The organism is Antarctobacter sp., from assembly GCF_965277915.1.
Lineage (GTDB): Bacteria > Pseudomonadota > Alphaproteobacteria > Rhodobacterales > Rhodobacteraceae > Antarctobacter.
Genome location: NZ_OZ255849.1, coordinates 4,081,155 through 4,102,237, shown reverse-complemented (window position 1 = coordinate 4,102,237; position 21,083 = coordinate 4,081,155). Strand labels below are relative to the sequence as shown.

Sequence of the window (21,083 nt, the reverse complement as noted above, 5' to 3'; positions counted from 1 at the left end):
TGGCAGGGACGCCGCGATGCGCGGCGCCCTGTTCATTTCTCGGGCGGGTCGGTCAGAAGGTTGATCACGGTTGCTCCGACGATCCAGATGGCCAGCATAAGAAAGGTGGCCAGGCCGTAGGAATACAGGTTCCCGATGTAGCCGCCCAACCCGGCGACCAGCCCAAGAGCGCCGTTCACACCCTGCAATTCCTTTCGTTTCGCCCTGAGGTTCATTGCCGTCTCCTTTTTTCGGATCGGCGGCAGGGTAAACGGTGCTGAGGACGGATGTCCTTGATCTGGGTCCGATCAGGTCAGAACGGCACCCGCTCCAGCGCAAAGCCCTCGTTCTCGAGCAGTTGCAGCACGCCGTGCTCTCCGGCGAGATGTGCGGCGCCGAAGGCGGCGACGACATAGCCCTCGCTGTTGTCCAGCGCCTCTGTCAGGACCGGAATCCAGGCGCGGTTGCGGCCGGAAATCAGCGCATCGCCCAGCACTTCGAAGACCTGGGCGTTTTCCGCGGGCGTCAGCGGCGTCAGCCGGGGCGACAGCACCTCCAGCGCGATTTGGCTGGCGGCATGGGCCTCGCCGAAATAGGCGGTGAGCATGGTCTCGAAGAGATCTTCGGCATCCTGAGGCTTGCTGAGGGCGGAGCGGATCATCAGGAGTTGCGTGTCGAGGGACATGTCCGAGAAGGCCGCAAACCCCGTTTCATAGGGCTCCAGCGACCGCGTGGGCACCCCGGCGGCCAGCGCCGCGCGTTCCAGCCGGGCATCCAGCCCGTTGGCCTCTGTCAGTTGCGCGGTCATGCAGGGCGGGATCGCCAGCAGGATCGAGACGTACCAGGGCCGCATCCGGGCGGCCATGAAGGGCGGCATCCCACGCAGGCGCATCGCCTCGGCCAGGCGGTTCCATTCCTCCTCGGGCAGGAGTTCCGGCAGGGTGCTGTCCGGTAGCAGCAGCAAGTCCATCCGGGTCTTGAGCGCGGTTTCCAGCTCTTCTTTCTCGGGCGCGGCCATTTCCAGCAGCAAAAGGTCCGCGCCTTCGACCAGGGGCGCCAGTCGGTCGGCCGGGGCATCCATGCGGGGGTCGCCCAGGTGCAGGGTGCCGATCAGGTGCAGGGTCTTGCCGTCGCGCGTGGCGCGCCAGTGGTTGCCCTCGGGGTAGGGCGTTGCGGCAAGCTGTTCCTGAAAACGGGCGCTTTCGCTGTCGGTCAGCGTGCCCATCAGATCGCGGCCCTGACAGCTGGCGAAAAGAGGGGCGGTGCAGAGGCCGAGAAGGGTCAGGGCGGTCAGGATCAGGCGCATGGGTCGCTTTCCGGTTGGGGCTCGTCTTGCATAGTCCGGCGGGCAGGTTCTGGACAAGGGGAAGGCCTGCGCCGAAACTGCAGGGATGGAACGGGAAAGCGATTTGTATGCGCCGGTCAAGGCCTTGCTGGAAGCGCAGGGTTACACGGTCAAGGGAGAGGTCGGCGCGGCCGACCTTGTCGCCCTGCGCGGCGACGAACCCCCTGTCATTGTCGAACTCAAGCTGCGGATCACCCTGTCGCTTTACCATCAGGCCTGCGCCCGGCTTTCAGTGTCCGAGAACGTCTACATCGCCGTGCCGCGCCCCACTGGCCGCAGCGCCCGGCGGGCATTGAAGGACAACCTGACCATGTGCCGCCGCCTGGGCCTGGGGTTCATCACGGTGCGCGCGGACGGCACGGTCGAGGTGCAATGCGATCCGGGCCCCTATGTGCCGCGGCGCAACAAGCCGAAGGCTGCCAAGCTGCTGCGTGCCTTCGAGCGGCTGCGCGGCGATCCCAACGAGGGCGGGGCGACGCGGCACGGGATCGTGACGGGCTACCGCCAGGATTCGCTGGCCTGTGCGGCGCATCTTGCCGAACACGGGGCCTGCCGCGGGCGCGACGTGGCCAAGGCGACCGGCGTTGCGGCGGCGACGCGGATCATGCGGGACAATCACTACGGTTGGTTCGAGCGGCAATCCAAGGGGATCTATGGTCTGACAGGGGCCGGCCACGAGGGGCTGAAACACTGGGCCTACAGCTGGGAGAGCGGGAGTTAGCCCGTGCCACGCTTGGCCGCCAACCTTTCGCGGTGCAGGGTGTAGAGCCCCGAGGCGATGATGATCCCGCAGCCCAGCAGCGTCCAGCCATCGGGCAGGTCGGAAAAGACGACATAGCCGTAGAAGGTGCCCCAGATGATCATGGAATAGTGCATCGGGGCGACGACCACGGCCTGCGCGATGTCTAGAGCCCGGATCACCAGCACTTCGCCCAGGGCCGCCGTGGTGGCGAGGCCCGCAACGATCAGCCAGAGACCGATTTCATCCGGCGTGCGCCAGACGAAGGGCAGGGCCAGGCTGACAACGGTGATCGAGGTCAGAGAGGTATAGGCGACGGTGGTGACCACCGGGTCGGTGCCGCTGAGGCTGCGGGAGAGGACCTGCCGGAGCGAGAAGAAGCAGGCGGCGGCCACGGCGAAACCGATCGCGGGGTGAAAGACGCCCAGTCCCGGGCGGATCACGATCAACATGCCGATGAAGCCCACGCTGACCGCGGCCCAACGCCGGATGCCCACCGGCTCACGAAGAAAGACCGCACCGAGGACAGTGACGATGAAGGGCGCGATGAAGGTCACGGCCACCACGTCCGCCAGCGGCACGAAACTGACCGCAAGGATGAAGCAGACGGCCGATCCGACCGCCATCAGGCCACGCGCGATCTGCAGAACCGGCAGGTGTGACCGCAGGATATGGGATCCGCGCAACAGGATCAGGACCACCATGCCTGCCGCCAGCCCGATCTGGCGGAACCAGACCACCTGTGCGGGATGAAAGGTCTCTGTCAGGAGCTTGGCCTGCACATCGCAGGCCGCAAAGGAAAAGAACCCCAGCAACATGAGGCTGATGCCCCGCAGGTTGTCGGACCGCGTTGGCGGCGGGGCATTGCGCAGCGGCGCGACGTTGGGCGCGGGCATTGGGAAACTCTTGACTGGGGGCTGCGCGGCTTGCGCGTTGCCGGCAGCCTAGACCTGTTGGCGGCAACATGAAAGGGGGGCTCAGATCGGGACCGAGGCGGCTGTATCGCGCAGCATCTCGGCCGAGGCGCGCAGGGCGTCGGCCTCGGGGGGCGTAAGGTCGGGCACCAGGTCCTCTGTCACGCCTTGTGCGCCCACCACCCGGGGTACCGAACAGGCGACGTCGCGCACGCCCATGACCTCGCCCAGGGTCGAAACGGTCAGCACCGCACTCTCGTCCTGCGCGATGGCCGAGACGATCCGGGCAAGGCCGGCGCCGATGCCGTACCAGGTCGCGCCCTTTCCCTCGATGATGGTATAGGCGGCGCGGCGCACGCCGCTGTCGATCCGGTCGCGGACCTCGGGGGTCAATGGCGCGCCGACCTGTTCGGCGAAGCCCTGCACCGAAACAGACCCGGCGCGCGCGGCGGACCAGGCCAATACCTCGCTGTCGCCATGTTCGCCCAGAACGTAGGCGTGCACGGACCGTGGTGCGATCCCCAGGTGGCGGCCCAGCAACCAGCGAAAGCGCGCGGTATCAAGGATCGTGCCCGAGGCGATGACGCGCCCCGGCGGCAGGCCGGACAGGGCCTGGGTGATCTGCCCCATGATGTCGACCGGGTTGGAGGCAACCAGCAGGATCGCATCCGGGCAGACGCGCATCACCTCTTCGACGACGGATCGGAACACGGCGGCATTGCGGCCCAGCAGTTCCAGCCGGGTTTCACCGGGTTTCTGCCCGACGCCGCAGGCCAGGATAACGATGCCCGCGCCGGCAAGGTCGTCGTAATCCCCGGCGTCGATCTGGGTGGCCCCGGCGAAAGGGGCGGCATGGGCGATGTCCTCTGCCTCGGCCCGGGCACGGGCCTTGTCGATGTCGACCAGCACGATGCGCGACGCGGCCCCGCGCAGGGTGCAGGCAAAGGCGGCGGCGGCGCCGACCATGCCGCTGCCGATGATTCCCAGTTTCATGACGCGATTCCCTCGTGTTGATCTTGAGCCAGCCTAGGGAAGCGCCTGCCGACAGGGCAATCTTTGCGACGGAAACACCGCGCGGCTGCGTGTCACTGCTGCGTCAGGTGGCAGGTTGGGGTTAGGTTGCGGTCAATCATGCAGGAGGCAGGGAATGCGACGGTTGTGGCGCGAGGCGCCCTTTTTGACGGCGGGATTGGCGCTGGCGCTTCTGGTGGCCGGGTTCTTTGCCTTTCGGCTGATCGCGGGAATGATCTTTTGGGCCGACCCGCGGCACCAGGACATGCCTATCGCCCCCTGGATGTCGCCGCGCTTCGTTGCGATGAGCTGGGACGTCCCGCGCGAGGTGGTCATCGAGGCGCTGCAGATAACCCCGGATGGCAAGGGGCCAATACCGTTGGAGCGCATGGCGGCAGAGCGCGGTGTCCCGGTGCAGGCGCTGATCGACGAGTTGGAAGAGGCCATTGCCGCCTGGCGCGAGGCGCATCCGGATGAATGACTGGGCCTTCGAACTGGTGTCCGCCTGGGGACTCTGGGTGGTGGCGGGCTCTGCCTTCGTGTCCTGCCTGGCGGTGCCGGTGCCGACGTCGTTGGTGATGCTGGCGGCGGGCGCCTTTGCCGCCGCAGGGGACCTGGTGCTGTGGCAGGTATGGCTCTCTGGGTGGGGGGCTGCTCTGGTCGGGGACAACACGGGGTTCCAGATCGGGCGCTGGGGCGGTCGGCGCTTCCTTGGATGGGTCGCGGAGCGGACGGGACGCGAGAAGCTGATCGCGCGCGGTGAGGCGGTGGTCGAGGCGCGGGGCGGGATCGGCGTATTCCTGTCCACCTGGCTGCTGGCGCCGCTTGGTCCCTGGGTCAACCTGATCGCAGGGACGCTGGGCCTGTCGCGCTGGCGGTTCGCCCTCTGGGACATGGCCGGAGAGACAATCTGGGTAACGGCCTATGTCGGCCTGGGCTTTGCCTTTGGAAGCCAGATCGACCGCGTGGCCGAGGTGGTCAGCAACTGGGGCGGGCTTGTGTCGGCACTGGCCGCGGCGGCGGCATTCGCGCTGGCGCTGGGGATCAAGCTCCGCCGTCGGCGGGCCGGGACCCGCCGGGCCAGGGCCAAGTGACGATAATTTTCTCTCACGCACTTGTTGACTCGTGCCATGCCTTTCCTTACCTCAGCGACGTTAGCACTCGCCCGGTGTGAGTGATAACGGGGCCTGCCCACGACGGGGGGCCTCACGGGAGTAACTTTGAGCTAGGAGACTCGAAGATGGCATTCAAACCGCTTCATGACCGCGTGCTGGTCCGTCGCGTTGAGAGCGACGAAAAGACTGCTGGTGGGCTGATCATTCCCGACAGCGCCAAGGAAAAGCCGGCAGAAGGCGTGGTTGTCGCGTGTGGCGAAGGTGCACGCAAGGACAGCGGCGAGCTGATCGAGATGGCCGTTAAAGAGGGCGACAAGGTCCTGTTCGGCAAGTGGTCCGGCACCGAAGTCACCGTTGGTGGCGAAGAGCTGCTGATCATGAAGGAAAGCGACATTCTGGGCATCATCACGGACGACGCAGCCGCAGCCGCGGCCTGAACGCCTGTCGTGATCGAGGGTGGCCCGACAGCCCCCTGAAATGACCCTATCTGTCTACTGGAGAAGATAAATGTCCGCAAAAGACGTGAAATTCGATACCGACGCCCGCACGAAGATGCTCAAGGGTGTCAACATCCTGGCCGACGCGGTCAAGGTGACCCTGGGCCCCAAGGGCCGCAACGTGGTTCTGGACAAGTCGTTCGGCGCCCCGCGCATCACCAAGGACGGTGTCTCTGTCGCCAAGGAAATCGAACTGGAAGACAAGTTCGAGAACATGGGCGCGCAGATGGTGAAGGAAGTCGCTTCCCGCACCAACGACGAAGCCGGTGACGGCACCACCACCGCGACCGTGCTGGCCCAGGCCATCGTCAAGGAAGGCATGAAGGCGGTTGCCGCCGGCATGAACCCGATGGACCTCAAGCGCGGCATCGACCTGGCCACCGCCAAGGTCGTGGACGCGATCAAGAACGCAGCCCGCACCGTCGAGAACTCGGACGAAGTCGCGCAGGTCGGCACCATCTCGGCCAACGGCGAAGCCGAAATCGGCCGCCAGATCGCTGACGCGATGCAGAAGGTCGGCAACGAAGGTGTCATCACCGTCGAAGAGAACAAGGGTCTCGAGACCGAGACCGATGTCGTTGAAGGCATGCAGTTCGACCGTGGCTACCTGTCGCCCTACTTTGTCACCAACCCCGACAAGATGATTGCAGACCTCGAAGACTGCATGATCCTGCTGCACGAGAAGAAACTCTCGTCGCTGCAGCCGATGGTTCCGCTGCTGGAATCGGTGATCCAGTCGCAGAAGCCGCTGCTGATCATCGCGGAAGACGTCGAAGGCGAAGCGCTGGCGACCCTCGTGGTCAACAAGCTGCGTGGCGGCCTGAAGATCGCAGCCGTCAAGGCACCGGGCTTTGGTGATCGCCGCAAGGCCATGCTGCAGGACATCGCGATCCTGACCGGCGGTCAGGTCATCTCCGAAGACCTCGGCATGAAGCTGGAAAACGTCACGATGGACATGCTTGGCACCGCCAAGAAGGTCACGATCACCAAGGACGAGACCACCATCGTCGACGGTGCTGGCGAGAAGGCCGAGATCGAAGCGCGCGTTTCGCAGATCCGCACCCAGATCGAAGAGACCACCAGCGACTACGACCGTGAAAAGCTGCAGGAACGCGTGGCCAAGCTGGCCGGCGGTGTGGCCGTCATCCGCGTCGGCGGCATGACCGAAGTCGAAGTCAAAGAGCGCAAGGACCGCGTGGACGATGCTCTGAACGCGACCCGCGCGGCCGTTCAGGAAGGCATCGTCGTCGGCGGCGGCGTGGCCCTGGTTCAGGGTGCCAAGGTGCTCGAAGGTCTGACCGGCGAGAACAGCGACCAGAACGCAGGTATCTCGATCGTGCGCCGCGCGCTGGAATCCCCGCTGCGCCAGATCGCCGAGAACGCCGGTGTTGACGGTTCGGTCGTGGCTGGCAAAGTCCGCGAATCCGACGATCTGAAGTTCGGCTACAACGCCCAGACCGATGAATATGGCGACATGTTCAAGTTCGGCGTCATCGACCCGGCCAAGGTTGTCCGCACCGCTCTGGAAGACGCAGCCTCGGTTGCCGGCCTGCTGATCACCACCGAAGCGATGGTGGCCGACAAGCCGCAGAAAGAAGGCGCCGGTGCCGGTGCTGGCGGCGGCATGCCCGACATGGGCGGCATGGGCGGCATGATGTAATACGGCGGCTATCCCTTCGGGGAAGCCAGCCGGGTGGCAGGTGGAGATCAACCATCTGCCGCACCGCCATCAGATCAGACAGGGGCGCCTCCGGGCGCCCCTGTTCGTTTCCGGGGAGGCTGGACCGGGAAAGGGGTCTTGTCATTCTGTCTGAAAGCGACTGGCAGCCGGGGAGATGCGCCATGCGCGGGTTCGCAGTGCCACGCAGGGCCGAGAATAAGACCGCGACCGAACGGCCCAAGCTCTACAAGGTCATCCTGTTGAAAGATGATGTCACCCCGCGCGATTTCGTGGTGGAGGTCTTGAAGGGCATCTTTCGCATGACGGAAGCAGAGGTGTCGGGGCCATGCTGACCGCGCAACGGCGGGGCGCCAGCGTGGCGGCCGTCTTTCCCGTGAAATCGCGGAAGCCAAGGCGCAGCAGGGCACCCAGACGGGTCAGCAGGGCGGGCTGTCTGCTGACTTTCACAACCGAGCGTGAGGGCTGGCAAAGCCGTTGGTCATCGTCCGTTTCGCCAATTTCTGTGACAAGGTGGGCGCGTTCCGACTTGCCGCCCTATGCCGGCTGTGCGTACAACTTTCACGATATCGGTGCTCGTCGCGAGCCTGCAACCTGTTAGACTTTCCCGATACGAGTATGAGGATGCCATGAGTCGGCGCGATGCGAGAAAAGCCCTTGTCCTGGGTCTGCCGGAGCCTCTCCGCAAGGCGCTTGTCCGCCAGTCCGTGGCGCATATCCCCCTGGCCTACCTCGTGCGTCAGACCCTGCGCCGGGCCTTGGATGCCGGGATCGGCTGGGACAAGACCGTCACCTCCGGAGACCGTCGTCCAATCCTTGTCCAGCTCAGCTGCGAGGAACGTGCGCGATTGGACATGTGGATCTCTGCGCGCAAGGTGTCCGAGGAAGAAGCGGTGCTGTCGCTGATCTCGGCCCTGCTGGAGCAAGAAGCCAGCGCCAGCGATATCGAAAAGGGTTGAGCCCACTCCCTGACCCGCGCTTTAAGGCAGCGCAGGGCGTCCGCGGTGAAGCGTCGCCCGAATGATGCCCGATGCGGCAGGGAGTTTGTGCATGTTGAAAAATCTGCTGGTGATCCTGGGCTTGATGCTGGCTGTTCCGGCCCTGGCACAGGACGAAGTGGCCACCTTGGGCAACGATATCTACAAGGCGGGCCAGTCCGTGCGCATGGACGAGGATGGCCGCGATGACGCCTTTCTGGCGGGCGAACGGGTGCGTCTGGCCGCGCCGCTCACCGGGAACGCGCACATGGCAGGCCGTTGGGTCGATATCGGCGCCGAGCTTGGCGGCAGCCTGTATGCTGCGGGGCAGCGTGTCCGGATCGAGGGGGCCGTGGCCGGGGATGCCGCCGTGGCCGGCTACACGGTTGCGGTGGACGCCCCGGTGGCGGGTGACTTGCGCGCCTTCGGCTCCGAGGTGTCGGTGATGGCACCGATCGGCGAAAGCATGATCCTGAACGGCGAAATCGTGGAGCTGGACGCCCCGGTGGCGGGCGATGCCGTCATTTCGACACGTGAACTGACCTTCGGACCCGGCGCACGGATCGACGGCACGTTGACGCTCTACGAGGAAGAGGTGGGCACCCTTGTGGTGCCCGAGGAGGTGGTTCCGGCCGAACGGATCACCCGCATCGAGCTGCGGTACAAGCGCGTCAGCGGCGCGTTCCAGCACCCCGACGGTGGCGACAAGCGGAGCTTTGGCGAAGTGGCCGCCGACTATCTCACCTGGGGCGTGGTCATTGGCCTGATCGCTGCAGTTGCCGCCCTGATCGCACCCAAGGCGATGGGCGGCTTTGCCGATGACCTGGCGGCGCGGCCCTTTCGGAATGTCCTGTCGGGGTTCCTTGGGCTCTCGGTCTTGCTGGGCGGAGGCGTGGTGGTGGCGTTGACCATGATCGGGGCGCTGTTGACGCCGTTCTTCTGGTTGGCGGCTTTGGCGCTGGGCCTGGCTGGTCTTGTCGTCGGCGCCTTTGGCCTTGGGGCCAAGGTCCTGAGCTTTGCGCCCGCGCTGTCCAAGTCCTGGATCTCCCGGGTGCTGGCGGGGGTCGTCGGGGCAATGCTGACGGCCGTGATCGGGCTTGTGCCGTTCCTGGGCTGGATTGCCCTGATGGCCATCCTGGCGGCAGGCGCCGGGACGGTGTCGAAACGCCTGCCCATCCTGTCACGGCTGGCGGACTGATCCCGGGCTTGCCTCGGGGCGGGCCTTCGGGTTCAACCGTGGCATGGCATTGACGATGGAACTGGAAGAGTCGCTCTGGGCGCGCGGGTACAGCTGCGTGGCCGGGGTCGACGAGGTGGGACGCGGACCGTTGGCGGGGCCGGTTGTGGCCGCTGCGGTCGTCCTGAACCGCGCCTCGATCCCCGAGGGGCTGAACGACTCCAAGAAACTGACGGCGAAGCGACGGGGCCTGCTGACGCCCCTGTTGCGGCAAAGCGCGCAGGTCGGACTGGGCGTGGCCAGTGTCGATGAAATCGACGCGCTCAACATCCTGCAGGCCAGCCTGTTGGCGATGCGGCGCGCGGTGGCGGATCTGCCGGTCGTGCCTGACCATCTCCTGATCGACGGAAATCGCCTTCCGGTAGATCTGCCGTGCCCGGCGACCCCGGTCGTGGGTGGGGACGGGCGCTCTCCATCCATCGCGGCGGCCTCGATTGTGGCGAAATCATGGCGTGATGATGTCATGAAAGAGGCCGCGACACAGTTTCCCGGATACGGATGGGAAACAAACGCCGGATACCCGACAAAGTGTCACAAATCTGCACTCCGAGATTTGGGGGCTACCCCATTTCATAGACGTTCCTTTGCTCCGGTGCGCGATATCTTGTGGCAAGAGGAAAAAGACAAGTGACTGATTCAAAAATAGAATTGACCGCGAATCGCCTTTGACTCATCTTTTGCCCAACCAATGAGCGCACAAGCGCCGCGGGACAGAGGCAGAGAATGACGACGATGACTAAGTTAACGGGCGCAGATGCGCTCCCTATCAACACGATCCTGTCCGGGGACTGCATCGAGGTGATGCAGAGCCTGCCGGAGTCCTCGGTGGACCTGATCTTTGCCGACCCGCCGTACAACTTGCAGTTGAAAGGCGCGCTGCATCGTCCGGACAACTCCCAGGTGGACGCGGTCGATGACCACTGGGATCAGTTTTCGAGCTTTGCCGCCTACGACAAGTTTACCCGGGACTGGCTCGCAGCGGCGCGCCGACTGCTCAAGCCCGACGGGGCGATCTGGGTGATCGGTTCCTATCACAACATCTTCCGGGTCGGGGCCGCGTTGCAGGACGCCGGGTTCTGGATCCTCAACGATGTTGTCTGGCGCAAGTCCAACCCGATGCCGAACTTTCGCGGCAAGCGGTTTACCAACGCTCATGAGACGATGATCTGGGCGTCCAAGGGCGAAGGCGCGAAATACACCTTCAACTACGAGGCGCTGAAGGCCCTGAACGAAGGCATCCAGATGCGCAGCGACTGGGTCCTGCCGATCTGCAACGGCGGAGAGCGCATCAAGGACGCCAACGGCGACAAGGCGCACCCGACGCAGAAACCGACCTCGCTGTTGCACCGTGTGCTGGTCGGGTCGACCAATCCGGGCGACGTGGTGCTGGACCCGTTCTTTGGCACCGGCACGACCGGCGCCGTGGCCAAGATGCTGGGCCGCGACTGGATCGGGATCGAACGCGAAGCCGCCTATCGCGAGGTTGCGGAAAAGCGCATCTCCAGCGTGCGGGCCTTTGACAAGGTCGCGCTGGAGGTCAGCGCCTCGAAACGCGCCGAACCGCGCGTGCCCTTCGGCCAGGTGGTCGAACGCGGCATGCTGCGCCCGGGCGAGGAACTGTGGAGCATGAACGGCCGCCACCGGGCCAAGGTGCGCGCCGACGGCACGCTGGTGGGCAATGACGTCAAGGGCTCGATCCACCAAGTGGGGGCCAAGCTGGAAGGCGCGCCCTCGTGCAACGGATGGACCTACTGGTGCTTCAAGCGCGACGGCAAGACCGTGCCCATCGACGTCCTGCGCCAGCAGATCCGGTCTGAAATGGCTGAACGGTCGGACTGACCCTTACCCGAAATCACGATGAACACCGCCGATGCCGCGCATAGCCCGCGGCACGAACTGGCCCCGCTTGCCCTTTGGCAGGCGGGGCATTTTTGTGACCCAGCCTCAGCCGAAATCCGACGCGGTCAGCCGATTTTCCCGCAGGTGGTGTTGCGGGACATAGGTCACCGACAGCGCGTCATCCAAGGCATCGTGGCCACGCAGCGGCGGGTGATTCAGCTTGTAGTAGCCGGCCAGCCGGTCGCTGCGCACCAAAACTGGTCGCCAGGGGTGGACAGGCAGGACTGGTGTGCACAGGTTTTGAAGGTGGATCAGCCGCGGGAGGGGTGAAATGGAATTGAATGCCGATTTCTCGAAACGGGTGGTGATCCGGCCCGAGGATTACAAATGGCGTCCGTCGCCGGCCAACGGGGTAGAGCGGATGATGCTGGACCGGATCGGCGAGGAGGTGGCCCGCGCCACGACCATCGTTCGATTTGCGCCGAACAGCCGGTTCGACGCGCATACGCATGGCGGTGGTGAGGAATTCCTGGTTCTGCAGGGCGTTTTCTCTGACGAGCATGCGGATTACCCGGTCGGCAGCTATGTTCGCAATCCGATTGGCACCGCGCATACCCCGCATATCGGCCCCGAAGGCGCGACGATCCTGGTCAAGCTGTGTCAGTTCGACCCCACCGATACCGAACAGAAAGCCATTGCCACGCAGGATGCAGTGTTCGAGGAAGTGGCGCCGGGACTGAGCCAACAGCTGCTCCATGACGTCCCCGGCGAACGCGTGCGGATCGTGCGCTTTGCACCGGGCACGCGGCTGGGGCCTCATGCGCACCGCGGCGGGGAAGAGGTCTATGTGATCGAGGGGCGGTTGCAGGATGAATACGGCAGCTATCCGGCCGGCAGCTGGATCCGCAGCCCCGATGGCTCCAGTCACACACCGTTTTCGGAGGACGGCTGTCTCCTCTATATCAAGACTGGCCACCTGCCTGCGGTGGCGGACGAGGGGCGCGCGGCAGAGTAGCACTGGCGCACGCAATGCGGTCTTTCGGTCGCCTGTGAAACCGCCTAATGCTTTGGCATGGATATTCGCGCGATATTGATGGGCCTCGCCTTCGCGGTGATGTGGTCCTCGGCCTTTACCTCTGCTCGCATCATCGTGGCGGCGGCTCCGCCCCTGTCGGCACTGGCTCTGCGCTTTCTGATCTCGGGCCTTCTGGCGGTGGCGATCGCCTGGGCGATGGGGCAAAGCTGGCGGCTGACCCGGGGCCAATGGCGCGCGACGATCGTTTTTGGTGTCTGTCAGAACGCGCTGTACCTAGGATTGAACTTCGTCGCCATGCAGACGGTCGAGGCCTCCCTGGCGGCCATCATCGCCTCGACCATGCCGCTGCTGGTGGCTTTGGCCGGCTGGTTGTTCCTGGGAGAGACGCTGCGCCCGCAGGCGCTGTTCGGGTTGGTCGCCGGCATGGCCGGTGTGGCCATCATCATGGGCGCGCGGTTCGGCGGTGGGCTGGACATGACGGGGGTGCTGTTCTGCGTCCTGGGCGTTATCGCGCTGACCATTGCTACGCTGTCGCTGCGCGGGGCCACCTCGGGCGGCAACTTCATGATGGTCGTGGGCCTGCAGATGCTGATTGGCAGCGCCGTGCTCTGGGTGCCCGCACTGACGTTGGAAACCGTTCAGATCGACTGGTCTGCCGCGCTGGTCGTGGCCTTTGTCTATACCACGCTGGTGCCTGGCCTGGCGGCGACCTTTGTCTGGGTCCTGCTGGTCAACCGCATCGGCGCGGTGCGCTCCGCGACCTTCCACTTTCTCAACCCGTTCCTTGGCGTGGCCATTGCCGCCGCATTTCTGGGAGAGGCGCTTCGGCCGCTCGACCTGCTGGGCGTGGCGGTGATCGCGGCCGGGATCCTGGCCGTGCAACTGGCCAAGATCCCCAACTCCGCGCGCGAAACTGTCAAGAATTGAACGTGAAATTCCGCCCGCGCGGAAAGTTTTGTTTACCTGCGCCCCGCTACACCCGCTCTGACGCGTGGGCAATTTGCCCGCTGAACAGATGTGAGGGCGATTCATGGGAAGGTTTTCGATCCGAATTCAGGTGATGCTTCTGGCATCGGCCTTTATCGCGACACTGCTGGTACTCTCGGCCATTTCGTGGACGGTGAAATCCGAACTCACCGGCAAGCTGTACCACACCTCCGACATGTTCTCGCAAAGTCGTCTTCTGGGCGACATCACCAACAGCATGCAGAGCGCGGAACTGGCGATGATGCTGTTCGTTGCCGGTGACGACGCCAAGATAGAGGACATGCGGGCCGAATTGGCGGCCATGTCCGAACGTTTCGCTGAGGTGCGGACAAGTTTTGCCGACACCCGCGTGTCCGAGGCTCAGCGACCCGAGATGGTGACCCGCCTGGCGGAGATGGCCGAACGGCTGGCCGCCCTCGACGGCGAAGTCGAGACGCTGGCCGGGCTGACGCTTTTCGACCGCAAGGCCTTTGCCTACAGGACCATTCTGCCCTCGCTGGAGGAAACCCGAAGAGACCTTCTGGAAATGACCGATGAACTGGCGGCAGACGTGACCCGGCTGGAAACCGAGGCGACAGCCGTGGCTGCGGCCTCGGACATCAAGCAGCTGCTCGGGAACGGGCTGGTGGTGGCGGTTGCGCTGATCCTGGCCTTCATCTTTGGCCGCTCGCTGTCGCTGCCGATCCAGCGCGCCCGTGACGCGGTCCGGCGTCTTGCCCAGCACGATTACGCGTTCGAACTTGCCGATACCACGCGTGCCGACGAGGTGGGGATGATCTCTCGCAACCTCGAGGATCTGAAGGCCAAGCTGCTGGCTGCAGATGCTGCCGAAAAGCGCATGGTGGCCGAGAATGGCAGGCGCGTGGACCTGTTCCAGGCCTTCAGCACCGCGATGAGCCAGCTGCGGGGCGGGGACCTCCAGAACCGTATCGACGAGGGCGAGTGGCGGGATCTCGGCGAGAGCTACGTCCAGCTTTGCGCCGACTTCAACAACCTCGCCGACACGCTGGACGATCTTGTCGGGTCGTTGCGGCAAAGCGCCGACGCGGTGACAAACAACGCCAACGAACTGTCCAGCATGTCCGACGAGATGTCGCGCCGCTCCGAGGTTCAGGCCGCGACGCTGGAGGAGTCGGCCGCCGCCCTGGAGGAATTGTCAGCCAGCGTGCAGTCGGCCTCGGCCCGGGCGCAGGAGGTCGATACGAAGGTGGTCGAGGGCCGTCGCCGGGCCGAGCAGGGCGGCGAGGTCATGGCAAGGGCGCTGGAGGCGATGGGGTCCATCGCAAAGTCCTCTGACCAGATTTCGCAGATCATCACGGTCATCGACGACATCGCCTTTCAAACCAACCTGCTGGCCCTGAACGCGGGGGTCGAGGCCGCGCGCGCCGGCGAAAGCGGCAAGGGCTTTTCCGTGGTGGCCTCCGAGGTGCGGGGACTGGCCCAGCGGGCCTCGGAATCCGCGAGCGAGATCAAGGAGCTGGTGACGAACAGCAGCAAGCAGGTGGAAGATGGTGAAAAGCTGGTCCATGAAACCAGCGAAACCCTGACCCATATCGTGCAAAGCGTGACCGAAGTGTCCGAAATGGTTTCCGGTATCGCGACCTCGGCCCGTGATCAGGCCAGCGGCGTGCAGGAAATCAACGTCGGCGTGGGTGAGTTGGACAAGGTCACACAGCAGAACGCCGCGATGGTCAGCCAGACCAATGCTGCCAGCCAGAAACTGCGTGTCGAGGCCACCCGTCTGTCTGATGTCCTCGCGCGCTTCTCCGTGCAGGATTTGCCCCCTGCGGCGAACACCTGGGAGGACCCGGTCAACGAGGGCTTTTCGGTGAAAGGCGTCGACCCAAGGGGCCATGAGCAAAAGCATGACCAAGACGTTGCATCTGGCGATGGGGGCGGGGGGTGTGACGACACGATGGCGGACACGGAAACCTTGGTGCACGGCAGCTGGGCTGCCGAAGAACTGGAGCCGTCCCCCCTCGAAGTGGAACTCGACAGCTTCGAGCAGTCCGCGCCGAACCCGGCACCGGCCTACAAGAGGGCCGTTGGTGACGACGCCCTTTGGAAGGATTTCTGACGGGGCCTCAGCCCCCGATGCGTCCGCCGGCGTCACCGACCTGGCCGCGATGCAGCAGAAGGTGGTCAAGCAAGACGCAGGCCATCATCGCCTCTCCCACCGGAACGGCGCGGATACCCACGCAGGGATCGTGCCGGCCCTTGGTGACGATCTCTGTCTCTTCACCGCTCAGGGTGATGGTCTTGCGCGGGGTCAGGATGGACGAGGTCGGCTTGACCGCGAAACGCACGACGATTTCCTGGCCGGTCGAAATGCCGCCCAGGATACCGCCGGCATGGTTGGAGCTGTAGACCGGGCCGTTCTCTCCCATGAAGATCTCGTCGGCATTCTGGCTGCCGGTCAGGGCGGCCGAGGCCATGCCCTCGCCGATCTCGACGCCCTTGACCGCGTTGATCGACATCATCGCGGCCGCAAGATCGGTGTCCAGCTTGCCATAGACGGGGGCGCCGAGGCCCGCAGGGGTATTGCGGGCGACCACCTCGATCACCGCGCCCACGCTCTCGCCCGATTTGCGCAGCCCGTCCAGGTAATCCGCCCAGGTCTCGGCGGCTTGCGGGTCCGGGCACCAGAAGGGGTTGGCATCGATCTGGGCATCATCGAAGCGCGTCCGGTCGACGCCGTGGCTGCCCATCTGCACCATGTACCCGCGGATCTCGATCCCCGGCACCAGCGCCGTCAGCGCCGCGCGCGCCAGCCCACCGGCGGCCACGCGCGCAGCGGTTTCCCGCGCGGAGGAGCGCCCGCCGCCGCGATAGTCGCGCAGCCCGTATTTCTGGAAATATGTGATGTCGGCATGACCGGGGCGGAACTTTTGCGCGATCTCGGAATAATCCTTGGACCTCTGGTCGGTGTTCTCGATCATCAGCTGCACCGAGGTGCCGGTGGTCCGGCCCTCGAAGACGCCTGACAGGATGCGCACGGCGTCCGGTTCGCGTCGTTGTGTGGTGAACTTGTTCTGCCCCGGCTTGCGCCGGTCCAGCCAGTGCTGGATCTGCGCCTCGTCGATTTCGATGCCCGGCGGGCAGCCGTCGACCGTAGCCCCAAGAGCCGGCCCGTGGCTTTCGCCCCAGGTGGTCACACGGAAAAGATGTCCGAATGTGTTCAGGCTCATGGCTGCGTCCCTTTCGTTTCCGCGCGGGATACGCAAGCCGGGGCGCAATGCCAAGACTATTCGAGCCCGTCGCGCCGTCTCTGGGCGAATTCGCCCACGGCATCCGTCGCGCGGTCAACGGCAATCACGATGAAGGTGGAAATCCAGAGCGGCATCTCAAAGGCCGCGATCCAGCCGAAACAAAGATAGATGAGCCAGATAACCCCCAGCTCTAGGCACAAAATGATCAAACGCGTTTCCCCAAGGGCGCCTCCTTTCTCCAGCAATGTCGGGATGGTTGAAACTTACCATAACAGGCTGAAAAAATCACGGTTTTTCTTGATGTTCCGTGGCGTCGGGACTAGGGTCCCGCCTACCTCGGGGTGGCGGTGCATGAGCCGTCTGAGATTTCCGTAGATCGGATCAACCCGTTGAACCTGAACCGGTTAAAACCGGCGGAGGGAAGGTATGGGCCCGGACACGGGACTCCAATCTTGCCCTTGCGCCGCAATATTGGAGGACTTCATGAAGTCATTTGCCTTCACTGTTGCCGCGGGATGTCTCAGCGCCGGGCTTGCCCTTGCCGAAACGCCTGTCCTGACGGTCTATGCGCCCGATTATTTTGTCTCGGAATGGGGGCCGGGGCCGAGGATCGAAGAGCTGTTCGAGGCGCGCTGCGCCTGCGACCTGCAATTCAAACCTGGCGATCTCTTGCCCCGAATCCTGCTGGAAGGGGACCGGACCGAGGCCGATGTCGTGATCGGCCTGAACACTGACGTGACCAAAAAGGCCCGTGAATCGGGGCTCTTTGCCGAACACGGGGTGGACCTGTCGCCGCTGACCCTGCCGATCAACTGGACGGACGAGGTGTTCCTGCCCTTCAACTACGGACACACCGCCTTTGTCTACGACACCACCCGCGTGGATGCGCCGCCCGCCAGTTTCGACGCGCTGCTGGAGGCGCCCGATGACCTGCGGCTGGTGATCCAGGACCCGCGCACCTCGATCTCGGGGCTGGCCCTGGTGCTTTGGGTGCAGTCGGTCTACGGAGACGAGGCGCAGGCCGCCTGGGAGAAACTGGCGCCCAAGATCGTCACCGTGACAAAAGGCTGGTCTGAATCCTACGGCCTTTTCACCGATGGTGAGGCGGACATGGTGCTGAGCTATACGACCTCGCCCGCCTACCACATCATCGCGGAGGGAGATGAGACCAAGAAGGCCGCGATCTTCCCAGAGGGGCATTACTTCATGGTCGAATTGGCCGCGCGACTGGCGACCAGCGACCAGCCCGAGCTGGCCGGGGATTTCATGGAGTTCATCCTGAGCGAGGACTTCCAGAGCATGATCGCCACAGGCAACTGGTCGATCCCAGCCGCGCTGGACAGCGACAAGTGGCCGGAAGGTTTCCAGAAGCTCGATCTGCCGGAAAAGGTGCTTTTCTATTCCGAGGATGAGGCGGCAGAACTGCGCGGCGAGGCGATCGAGGCATGGCGCCGCGCGCTCTCGCAATAGCGGCGGCGCTGGTCCTGGCGGTACTGACGCTGGGACCGGTCTGCGTTGTTCTGGCCCGGGCCGGGGGCTTTGGTGCCTTTGGTCCGGGGGATTGGCAGGCGCTGCGGTTCACGCTCTGGCAGGCTTTCCTGTCAGCCTCCTTCAGCGTCGTTCTGGCCGTGCCCGTGGCCAAGGCCCTTGCGCGTCGGCGCTTTGTGGGGCGCGGGGTGCTGGTGACTCTGCTGGGGGCGCCCTTCATCCTGCCGGTGATCGTGGCGGTCATAGGCTTGATCGCGGTTTTTGGCCAGGCGGGGCTGGTGAACAGGTTCCTGGGCGCGCTGGGAGGCCCGACTCTGGACATTTACGGGCTGCACGGGGTCGTGTTGGCGCATGTCTTTTTCAACTTGCCACTGGCGGTCAGGATGCTGTTTTCGGCTTGGGCCGCGATCCCGGCCGAGCATTTCCGGTTGGCGGCCTCCCTGGGGCTGTCACCGCCTGCGCAATGGCGCGTGATTGACGCGCCGCTGATCCTTCGGGTGCTGCCGGGCGCGTTTACGGTGATCTTCGTGATCTGCCTGACCAGTTTTGCGGTGGCTCTGACTCTGGGCGGTGGGCCGCGGGCCACGACGGTGGAACTGGCGATCTACCAGGCGATGCGGTTCGATTTCGATCTTGGCCGCGCGGCAGCACTGGCGGTCATGCAACTGGTTCTGGCCCTGGCGGCGGGTCTGGTTGCGCTGCGCGTCGCGGGACAGGCCGGGTTCGGCGCGGGGCGAGACCGCATCCTGCCGCGCTGGGACGGGCAGGGACGTCTGGCCCGCGGTTGGGATGCCATGTGGATCGTCGCGGCGGCGCTGTTCCTGCTGGTGCCTCTGGCGGCGGTGGTGCTGCGCGGTCTGCCGGGCATTCTGCTGATCACGCCTGACACGTTGCGTGCGGCGGGGCATTCTCTGATGGTTGCGCTGGGGTCCACGGCGCTTTGCATGGCCTGGGCCTTGCCACTTGCCACGCGGCGGGGCGAGTTGCTGGCCCTGCCTGCCATCGCGATTTCGCCCCTGGTGCTGGGGACGGGACTGTTCCTGATCCTGCGGAATTTCGTCAATCCCTTCGACATGGCGCTGCCGGTCACGGGGCTGGTCAACGCACTGATGGCGCTGCCCTTCGCCCTACGGATTCTGCGACCCGAGGCCGAGGCGATCACGCGTGACTATGGCCGCCTGTGCGCGACCTTGCGGATGTCGTCGTTTGCGTGGCTGAGATTGGTCTGGCTGCCCCGCCTGCGGCGTCCGATGGGCTTTGCCGCCGGGCTGACGGCGGCCCTGGCGATGGGGGACCTGGGCGTGATCGCGTTGTTTGCCGATCCGGACCGGGCGACCTTGCCATTGCAGGTCTATCGCCTGATGGGATCCTACCAGATGGAGGCGGCGGCCGGTGCGGCGCTGTTGTTGTTGATGACCAGCCTGGGATTGTTCTGGCTGTTCGACCGCGGAGGGCGCTTGAGTGCTGAGGCTTGAAGACCTGCAAGTGACGATGGACAGCGGCACGCTGCGCGCGGATATGGCGCTGGTGCCGGGTCGACGGGTGGCGCTTGTCGGGCCGTCGGGCGCCGGAAAATCCACCCTGCTGGACGCCATCGCCGGTTTCAGGGAGGTCGCGGCCGGGCGCGTCATCTGGCAGGGGCGCGACGTGACCCATGCCCCGCCGCAGGCGCGGCCCGTGTCGATCCTGTTCCAGGACAGCAACCTGTTTCCGCACCTGACGCTGGAGCGAAACCTGGGTCTTGCCCTGCATCCCGGCGGGCGCCGTCCGGACGCCGAGGCGCGTGCACGGATCGAGGGGGCGCTGCGGCGCGTGGGGCTGGAAGGCATGGCCGGGCGCAAACCGGGCACCCTGTCCGGTGGTCAGCAGGGGCGCGCAGCATTGGCCCGGGTGCTCTTGATGGCGCGCCCGGTGATCCTGCTGGACGAACCTTTTGCCGCCCTGGGACCGGCGCTGAAACGCGAAATGCTGGACCTTGTGCGCGAGGTCGCCGACAGCCTCGCCGCATTGGTCGTCATGGTGACGCATGACCCGCGCGACGCAGAGGGGTTTGCCCATGAGGTCGTGCTGGTGGCCGAGGGGCAGGCGCAGGCACCGGTGGCGGCAGAGGCCTTCTTTGCCGATCCGCCGCAGGCCTTCCGCGACTACATTGGCGCGGCGGGGTAAACCCTGCCCTGCACCAATCCATGATCAAAAAGAAAAGCCCCGCCGGATCGGCGGGGCTTTGTCGTTTTCGGCTTGGCCGGATCAGGCGGTCGGCTTGCGCTTGATCGGGGCCCAGATACGCTTGTTCACCAGGTAGAGCAGCACCGAGAGCACCACCAGGAAGAACACCCCGACGAAACCCGCCTGCTGGCGTTGCATCATCTTGGGTTCCGCGGTCCACATCAGGAAGGCCGCCAGGTCCTCTGCTTCGTGGTGCAGCGAGTTGCTGTGGCCGTCGTCGAATTCGACGTCCTCGCCGTACAGCGGCGGCGCCATCGAGATCCAGCCGCCGGGGAAGGCGGTGTTCTCGTAAAGGATGGTGCCTGCCTCTTCCTTTTCCTCTCCGGTGTAGCCGGTCAGCAGCGAGGCGATGTATTCTGCGCCGCCCATGCCCTTGAACAGCTGGTTGATGCCCAGTCCGTAGGGGCCGTGGAAACCGGCGCGCGCCTTGGCCATCAGCGACAGGTCCGGTGCCCCGACCGAGGTGACGGCCGGGAAGTGGTCGGTCGGCTTGGCCGGGCGGAAGTCATCGAGTTCTTCGTCGAAGACTTCGAAGTTGGCGGCATAGGCGATGACCTGCTCTTCGCTGTAGCCCAGCTGTTCGAGATCGCGCAACGGAACGTACTGCAGGCCGTGGCAGGCCGAGCAGATCTCTGTGTAGACCTTGAGGCCGCGCTGCAGCTGGTTCTGGTCCCAGGTGCCGAAGGGCCCTTCGAACGAGAACTTGAAGTCCTCGACGTGGGCCTCGCCGCCAGCGGCATGAGCGCCGCCGGCCAGACCGAAGGCCACGAGGGCCGCGAGGGTGAGTTTCTTGAACATCTCTTACG

The 21,083-nt window shown here is 65.0% G+C and carries 24 protein-coding genes and 1 riboswitch; of the genes, 16 read left to right on the top strand and 8 right to left on the bottom strand.

What is annotated here, in order from left to right:
• Positions 1-32: 32 nt before the first annotated feature.
• Together ACQY5B_RS20990 and ACQY5B_RS20985 are read right to left on the bottom strand one after the other, a co-directional pair.
• On the bottom strand, positions 33-215 hold the full coding sequence (locus ACQY5B_RS20990; RefSeq protein WP_074623097.1) for a hypothetical protein: 183 nt from the start codon (positions 213-215) through the stop codon (positions 33-35).
• A 77-nt stretch (positions 216-292) separates the two neighbouring features.
• The gene (locus ACQY5B_RS20985; RefSeq protein ID WP_420327601.1) at positions 293-1,285 is read right to left on the bottom strand and encodes a TraB/GumN family protein; all 993 of its coding nucleotides are present in this window, start codon (positions 1,283-1,285) and stop codon (positions 293-295) included.
• A gap of 85 nt (positions 1,286-1,370) precedes the next feature.
• On the opposite strand from ACQY5B_RS20985, the gene ACQY5B_RS20980 reads away from it, so the two are divergent.
• A complete protein-coding gene (locus ACQY5B_RS20980) occupies positions 1,371-2,045 on the top strand; it encodes a DUF2161 domain-containing phosphodiesterase (RefSeq protein WP_420327602.1) in 675 nt (224 codons plus the stop codon).
• Here ACQY5B_RS20980 and ACQY5B_RS20975 read toward each other — a convergent pair.
• Complete coding sequence (locus ACQY5B_RS20975) at positions 2,042-2,959, bottom strand: DMT family transporter (RefSeq protein ID WP_305969910.1); 918 nt, start codon at positions 2,957-2,959, stop codon at positions 2,042-2,044. The two genes, ACQY5B_RS20980 and ACQY5B_RS20975, sit on opposite strands and share 4 nt — an antisense overlap.
• Before the next feature lie 81 nt (positions 2,960-3,040).
• Positions 3,041-3,970, bottom strand: coding sequence for an L-lactate dehydrogenase (locus ACQY5B_RS20970; RefSeq protein ID WP_420327603.1), 930 nt, complete (start codon positions 3,968-3,970; stop codon positions 3,041-3,043).
• A gap of 154 nt (positions 3,971-4,124) precedes the next feature.
• On the opposite strand from ACQY5B_RS20970, the gene ACQY5B_RS20965 reads away from it, so the two are divergent.
• The 9 genes from ACQY5B_RS20965 to ACQY5B_RS20925 all read left to right on the top strand — a co-directional run bounded on the left by ACQY5B_RS20965 (position 4,125) and on the right by ACQY5B_RS20925 (position 11,331).
• Positions 4,125-4,469 (top strand): hypothetical protein, encoded by a 345-nt coding sequence (locus tag ACQY5B_RS20965; RefSeq protein WP_305969912.1) that lies wholly within the window; start codon positions 4,125-4,127, stop codon positions 4,467-4,469.
• Complete coding sequence (locus ACQY5B_RS20960; RefSeq protein WP_420327604.1) at positions 4,462-5,082, top strand: DedA family protein; 621 nt, start codon at positions 4,462-4,464, stop codon at positions 5,080-5,082. Before ACQY5B_RS20965 ends, ACQY5B_RS20960 begins: the two co-directional genes overlap by 8 nt.
• Before the next feature lie 146 nt (positions 5,083-5,228).
• Positions 5,229-5,540, top strand: coding sequence for a co-chaperone GroES (locus ACQY5B_RS20955; protein WP_305969914.1), 312 nt, complete (start codon positions 5,229-5,231; stop codon positions 5,538-5,540).
• Between the two features lie 70 nt (positions 5,541-5,610).
• Positions 5,611-7,260 (top strand): chaperonin GroEL, encoded by a 1,650-nt coding sequence (groL, locus tag ACQY5B_RS20950; RefSeq protein ID WP_305969915.1) that lies wholly within the window; start codon positions 5,611-5,613, stop codon positions 7,258-7,260.
• A gap of 182 nt (positions 7,261-7,442) precedes the next feature.
• Positions 7,443-7,613 (top strand): ATP-dependent Clp protease adaptor ClpS, encoded by a 171-nt coding sequence (locus ACQY5B_RS20945; RefSeq protein WP_305969916.1) that lies wholly within the window; start codon positions 7,443-7,445, stop codon positions 7,611-7,613.
• A 294-nt stretch (positions 7,614-7,907) separates the two neighbouring features.
• Positions 7,908-8,237 carry a hypothetical protein gene (locus ACQY5B_RS20940; RefSeq protein WP_305969917.1) on the top strand — a complete coding sequence of 110 codons (330 nt, stop codon included), beginning with the start codon at positions 7,908-7,910 and terminating at the stop codon, positions 8,235-8,237.
• A gap of 91 nt (positions 8,238-8,328) precedes the next feature.
• Positions 8,329-9,453, top strand: a complete 1,125-nt coding sequence (locus ACQY5B_RS20935; protein ID WP_420327605.1) for a hypothetical protein — start codon at positions 8,329-8,331, stop codon at positions 9,451-9,453.
• Positions 9,454-9,496: 43 nt separating this feature from the next.
• Entirely contained in the window at positions 9,497-10,123 is a 627-nt protein-coding gene (rnhB, locus tag ACQY5B_RS20930) for a ribonuclease HII (RefSeq protein ID WP_420327607.1), read from the top strand.
• Positions 10,124-10,215: 92 nt separating this feature from the next.
• The gene (locus tag ACQY5B_RS20925; protein WP_420327608.1) at positions 10,216-11,331 is read left to right on the top strand and encodes a site-specific DNA-methyltransferase; all 1,116 of its coding nucleotides are present in this window, start codon (positions 10,216-10,218) and stop codon (positions 11,329-11,331) included.
• A 105-nt stretch (positions 11,332-11,436) separates the two neighbouring features.
• Here the strand turns inward: ACQY5B_RS20925 and ACQY5B_RS20920 are convergent, their stop codons facing one another.
• Positions 11,437-11,586: a hypothetical protein gene (locus ACQY5B_RS20920; RefSeq protein ID WP_420327610.1), complete on the bottom strand. Its 150-nt coding sequence runs from the start codon at positions 11,584-11,586 to the stop codon at positions 11,437-11,439.
• 76 nt (positions 11,587-11,662) lie between these two features.
• Here ACQY5B_RS20920 and ACQY5B_RS20915 point away from each other — a divergent pair, with 76 nt between their 5' ends.
• The 3 genes from ACQY5B_RS20915 to ACQY5B_RS20905 all read left to right on the top strand — a co-directional run bounded on the left by ACQY5B_RS20915 (position 11,663) and on the right by ACQY5B_RS20905 (position 15,431).
• Positions 11,663-12,346 (top strand): cupin domain-containing protein, encoded by a 684-nt coding sequence (locus tag ACQY5B_RS20915; protein ID WP_420327612.1) that lies wholly within the window; start codon positions 11,663-11,665, stop codon positions 12,344-12,346.
• A gap of 57 nt (positions 12,347-12,403) precedes the next feature.
• Positions 12,404-13,294 carry a DMT family transporter gene (locus ACQY5B_RS20910; RefSeq protein WP_305969923.1) on the top strand — a complete coding sequence of 297 codons (891 nt, stop codon included), beginning with the start codon at positions 12,404-12,406 and terminating at the stop codon, positions 13,292-13,294.
• A 103-nt stretch (positions 13,295-13,397) separates the two neighbouring features.
• Positions 13,398-15,431 (top strand): methyl-accepting chemotaxis protein, encoded by a 2,034-nt coding sequence (locus tag ACQY5B_RS20905; RefSeq protein ID WP_420327613.1) that lies wholly within the window; start codon positions 13,398-13,400, stop codon positions 15,429-15,431.
• Between the two features lie 7 nt (positions 15,432-15,438).
• Here the strand turns inward: ACQY5B_RS20905 and aroC are convergent, their stop codons facing one another.
• Together aroC and ACQY5B_RS20895 are read right to left on the bottom strand one after the other, a co-directional pair.
• Positions 15,439-16,542 carry a chorismate synthase gene (gene aroC, locus ACQY5B_RS20900; RefSeq protein WP_420327614.1) on the bottom strand — a complete coding sequence of 368 codons (1,104 nt, stop codon included), beginning with the start codon at positions 16,540-16,542 and terminating at the stop codon, positions 15,439-15,441.
• A gap of 56 nt (positions 16,543-16,598) precedes the next feature.
• On the bottom strand, positions 16,599-16,772 hold the full coding sequence (locus tag ACQY5B_RS20895; RefSeq protein ID WP_420327616.1) for a hypothetical protein: 174 nt from the start codon (positions 16,770-16,772) through the stop codon (positions 16,599-16,601).
• A gap of 118 nt (positions 16,773-16,890) precedes the next feature.
• Positions 16,891-17,002: riboswitch (TPP riboswitch) on the top strand.
• A gap of 44 nt (positions 17,003-17,046) precedes the next feature.
• Between ACQY5B_RS20895 and thiB the strand changes: the two genes are divergently transcribed.
• The 3 genes from thiB to ACQY5B_RS20880 are packed head-to-tail and all read left to right on the top strand — an operon-like array spanning position 17,047 to position 20,217.
• The gene (gene thiB, locus ACQY5B_RS20890; RefSeq protein ID WP_420327617.1) at positions 17,047-18,033 is read left to right on the top strand and encodes a thiamine ABC transporter substrate binding subunit; all 987 of its coding nucleotides are present in this window, start codon (positions 17,047-17,049) and stop codon (positions 18,031-18,033) included.
• Positions 18,009-19,526, top strand: coding sequence for a thiamine/thiamine pyrophosphate ABC transporter permease ThiP (locus ACQY5B_RS20885; RefSeq protein ID WP_420327618.1), 1,518 nt, complete (start codon positions 18,009-18,011; stop codon positions 19,524-19,526). Before thiB ends, ACQY5B_RS20885 begins: the two co-directional genes overlap by 25 nt.
• A complete protein-coding gene (locus ACQY5B_RS20880) occupies positions 19,513-20,217 on the top strand; it encodes a thiamine ABC transporter ATP-binding protein (RefSeq protein WP_420327619.1) in 705 nt (234 codons plus the stop codon). The genes ACQY5B_RS20885 and ACQY5B_RS20880 overlap by 14 nt, the downstream gene beginning before the upstream one ends.
• Positions 20,218-20,298: 81 nt before the next feature.
• Here the strand turns inward: ACQY5B_RS20880 and ACQY5B_RS20875 are convergent, their stop codons facing one another.
• A complete protein-coding gene (locus tag ACQY5B_RS20875; RefSeq protein ID WP_305969929.1) occupies positions 20,299-21,075 on the bottom strand; it encodes a cytochrome c1 in 777 nt (258 codons plus the stop codon).
• Between the last annotated feature and the right edge of the window lie 8 nt (positions 21,076-21,083).

Coding starts and splice junctions, on each gene's coding strand:
- ACQY5B_RS20925 (WP_420327608.1), top strand. CDS start 10,216: ATGACGACGATGACTAAGTTAACGGGCGCAGATGCGCTCCCTATCAAC.
- ACQY5B_RS20990 (WP_074623097.1), bottom strand. CDS start 215: ATGAACCTCAGGGCGAAACGAAAGGAATTGCAGGGTGTGAACGGCGCT.
- ACQY5B_RS20985 (WP_420327601.1), bottom strand. CDS start 1,285: ATGCGCCTGATCCTGACCGCCCTGACCCTTCTCGGCCTCTGCACCGCC.
- ACQY5B_RS20875 (WP_305969929.1), bottom strand. CDS start 21,075: ATGTTCAAGAAACTCACCCTCGCGGCCCTCGTGGCCTTCGGTCTGGCC.
- ACQY5B_RS20970 (WP_420327603.1), bottom strand. CDS start 3,970: ATGAAACTGGGAATCATCGGCAGCGGCATGGTCGGCGCCGCCGCCGCC.
- ACQY5B_RS20935 (WP_420327605.1), top strand. CDS start 8,329: ATGTTGAAAAATCTGCTGGTGATCCTGGGCTTGATGCTGGCTGTTCCG.
- ACQY5B_RS20975 (WP_305969910.1), bottom strand. CDS start 2,959: ATGCCCGCGCCCAACGTCGCGCCGCTGCGCAATGCCCCGCCGCCAACG.
- groL (WP_305969915.1), top strand. CDS start 5,611: ATGTCCGCAAAAGACGTGAAATTCGATACCGACGCCCGCACGAAGATG.
- rnhB (WP_420327607.1), top strand. CDS start 9,497: ATGGCATTGACGATGGAACTGGAAGAGTCGCTCTGGGCGCGCGGGTAC.
- ACQY5B_RS20960 (WP_420327604.1), top strand. CDS start 4,462: ATGAATGACTGGGCCTTCGAACTGGTGTCCGCCTGGGGACTCTGGGTG.
- aroC (WP_420327614.1), bottom strand. CDS start 16,542: ATGAGCCTGAACACATTCGGACATCTTTTCCGTGTGACCACCTGGGGC.
- ACQY5B_RS20945 (WP_305969916.1), top strand. CDS start 7,443: ATGCGCGGGTTCGCAGTGCCACGCAGGGCCGAGAATAAGACCGCGACC.
- ACQY5B_RS20885 (WP_420327618.1), top strand. CDS start 18,009: ATGGCGCCGCGCGCTCTCGCAATAGCGGCGGCGCTGGTCCTGGCGGTA.
- ACQY5B_RS20910 (WP_305969923.1), top strand. CDS start 12,404: ATGGATATTCGCGCGATATTGATGGGCCTCGCCTTCGCGGTGATGTGG.
- ACQY5B_RS20955 (WP_305969914.1), top strand. CDS start 5,229: ATGGCATTCAAACCGCTTCATGACCGCGTGCTGGTCCGTCGCGTTGAG.
- ACQY5B_RS20940 (WP_305969917.1), top strand. CDS start 7,908: ATGAGTCGGCGCGATGCGAGAAAAGCCCTTGTCCTGGGTCTGCCGGAG.
- thiB (WP_420327617.1), top strand. CDS start 17,047: ATGAAGTCATTTGCCTTCACTGTTGCCGCGGGATGTCTCAGCGCCGGG.
- ACQY5B_RS20980 (WP_420327602.1), top strand. CDS start 1,371: ATGGAACGGGAAAGCGATTTGTATGCGCCGGTCAAGGCCTTGCTGGAA.
- ACQY5B_RS20905 (WP_420327613.1), top strand. CDS start 13,398: ATGGGAAGGTTTTCGATCCGAATTCAGGTGATGCTTCTGGCATCGGCC.
- ACQY5B_RS20915 (WP_420327612.1), top strand. CDS start 11,663: ATGGAATTGAATGCCGATTTCTCGAAACGGGTGGTGATCCGGCCCGAG.
- ACQY5B_RS20965 (WP_305969912.1), top strand. CDS start 4,125: ATGCGACGGTTGTGGCGCGAGGCGCCCTTTTTGACGGCGGGATTGGCG.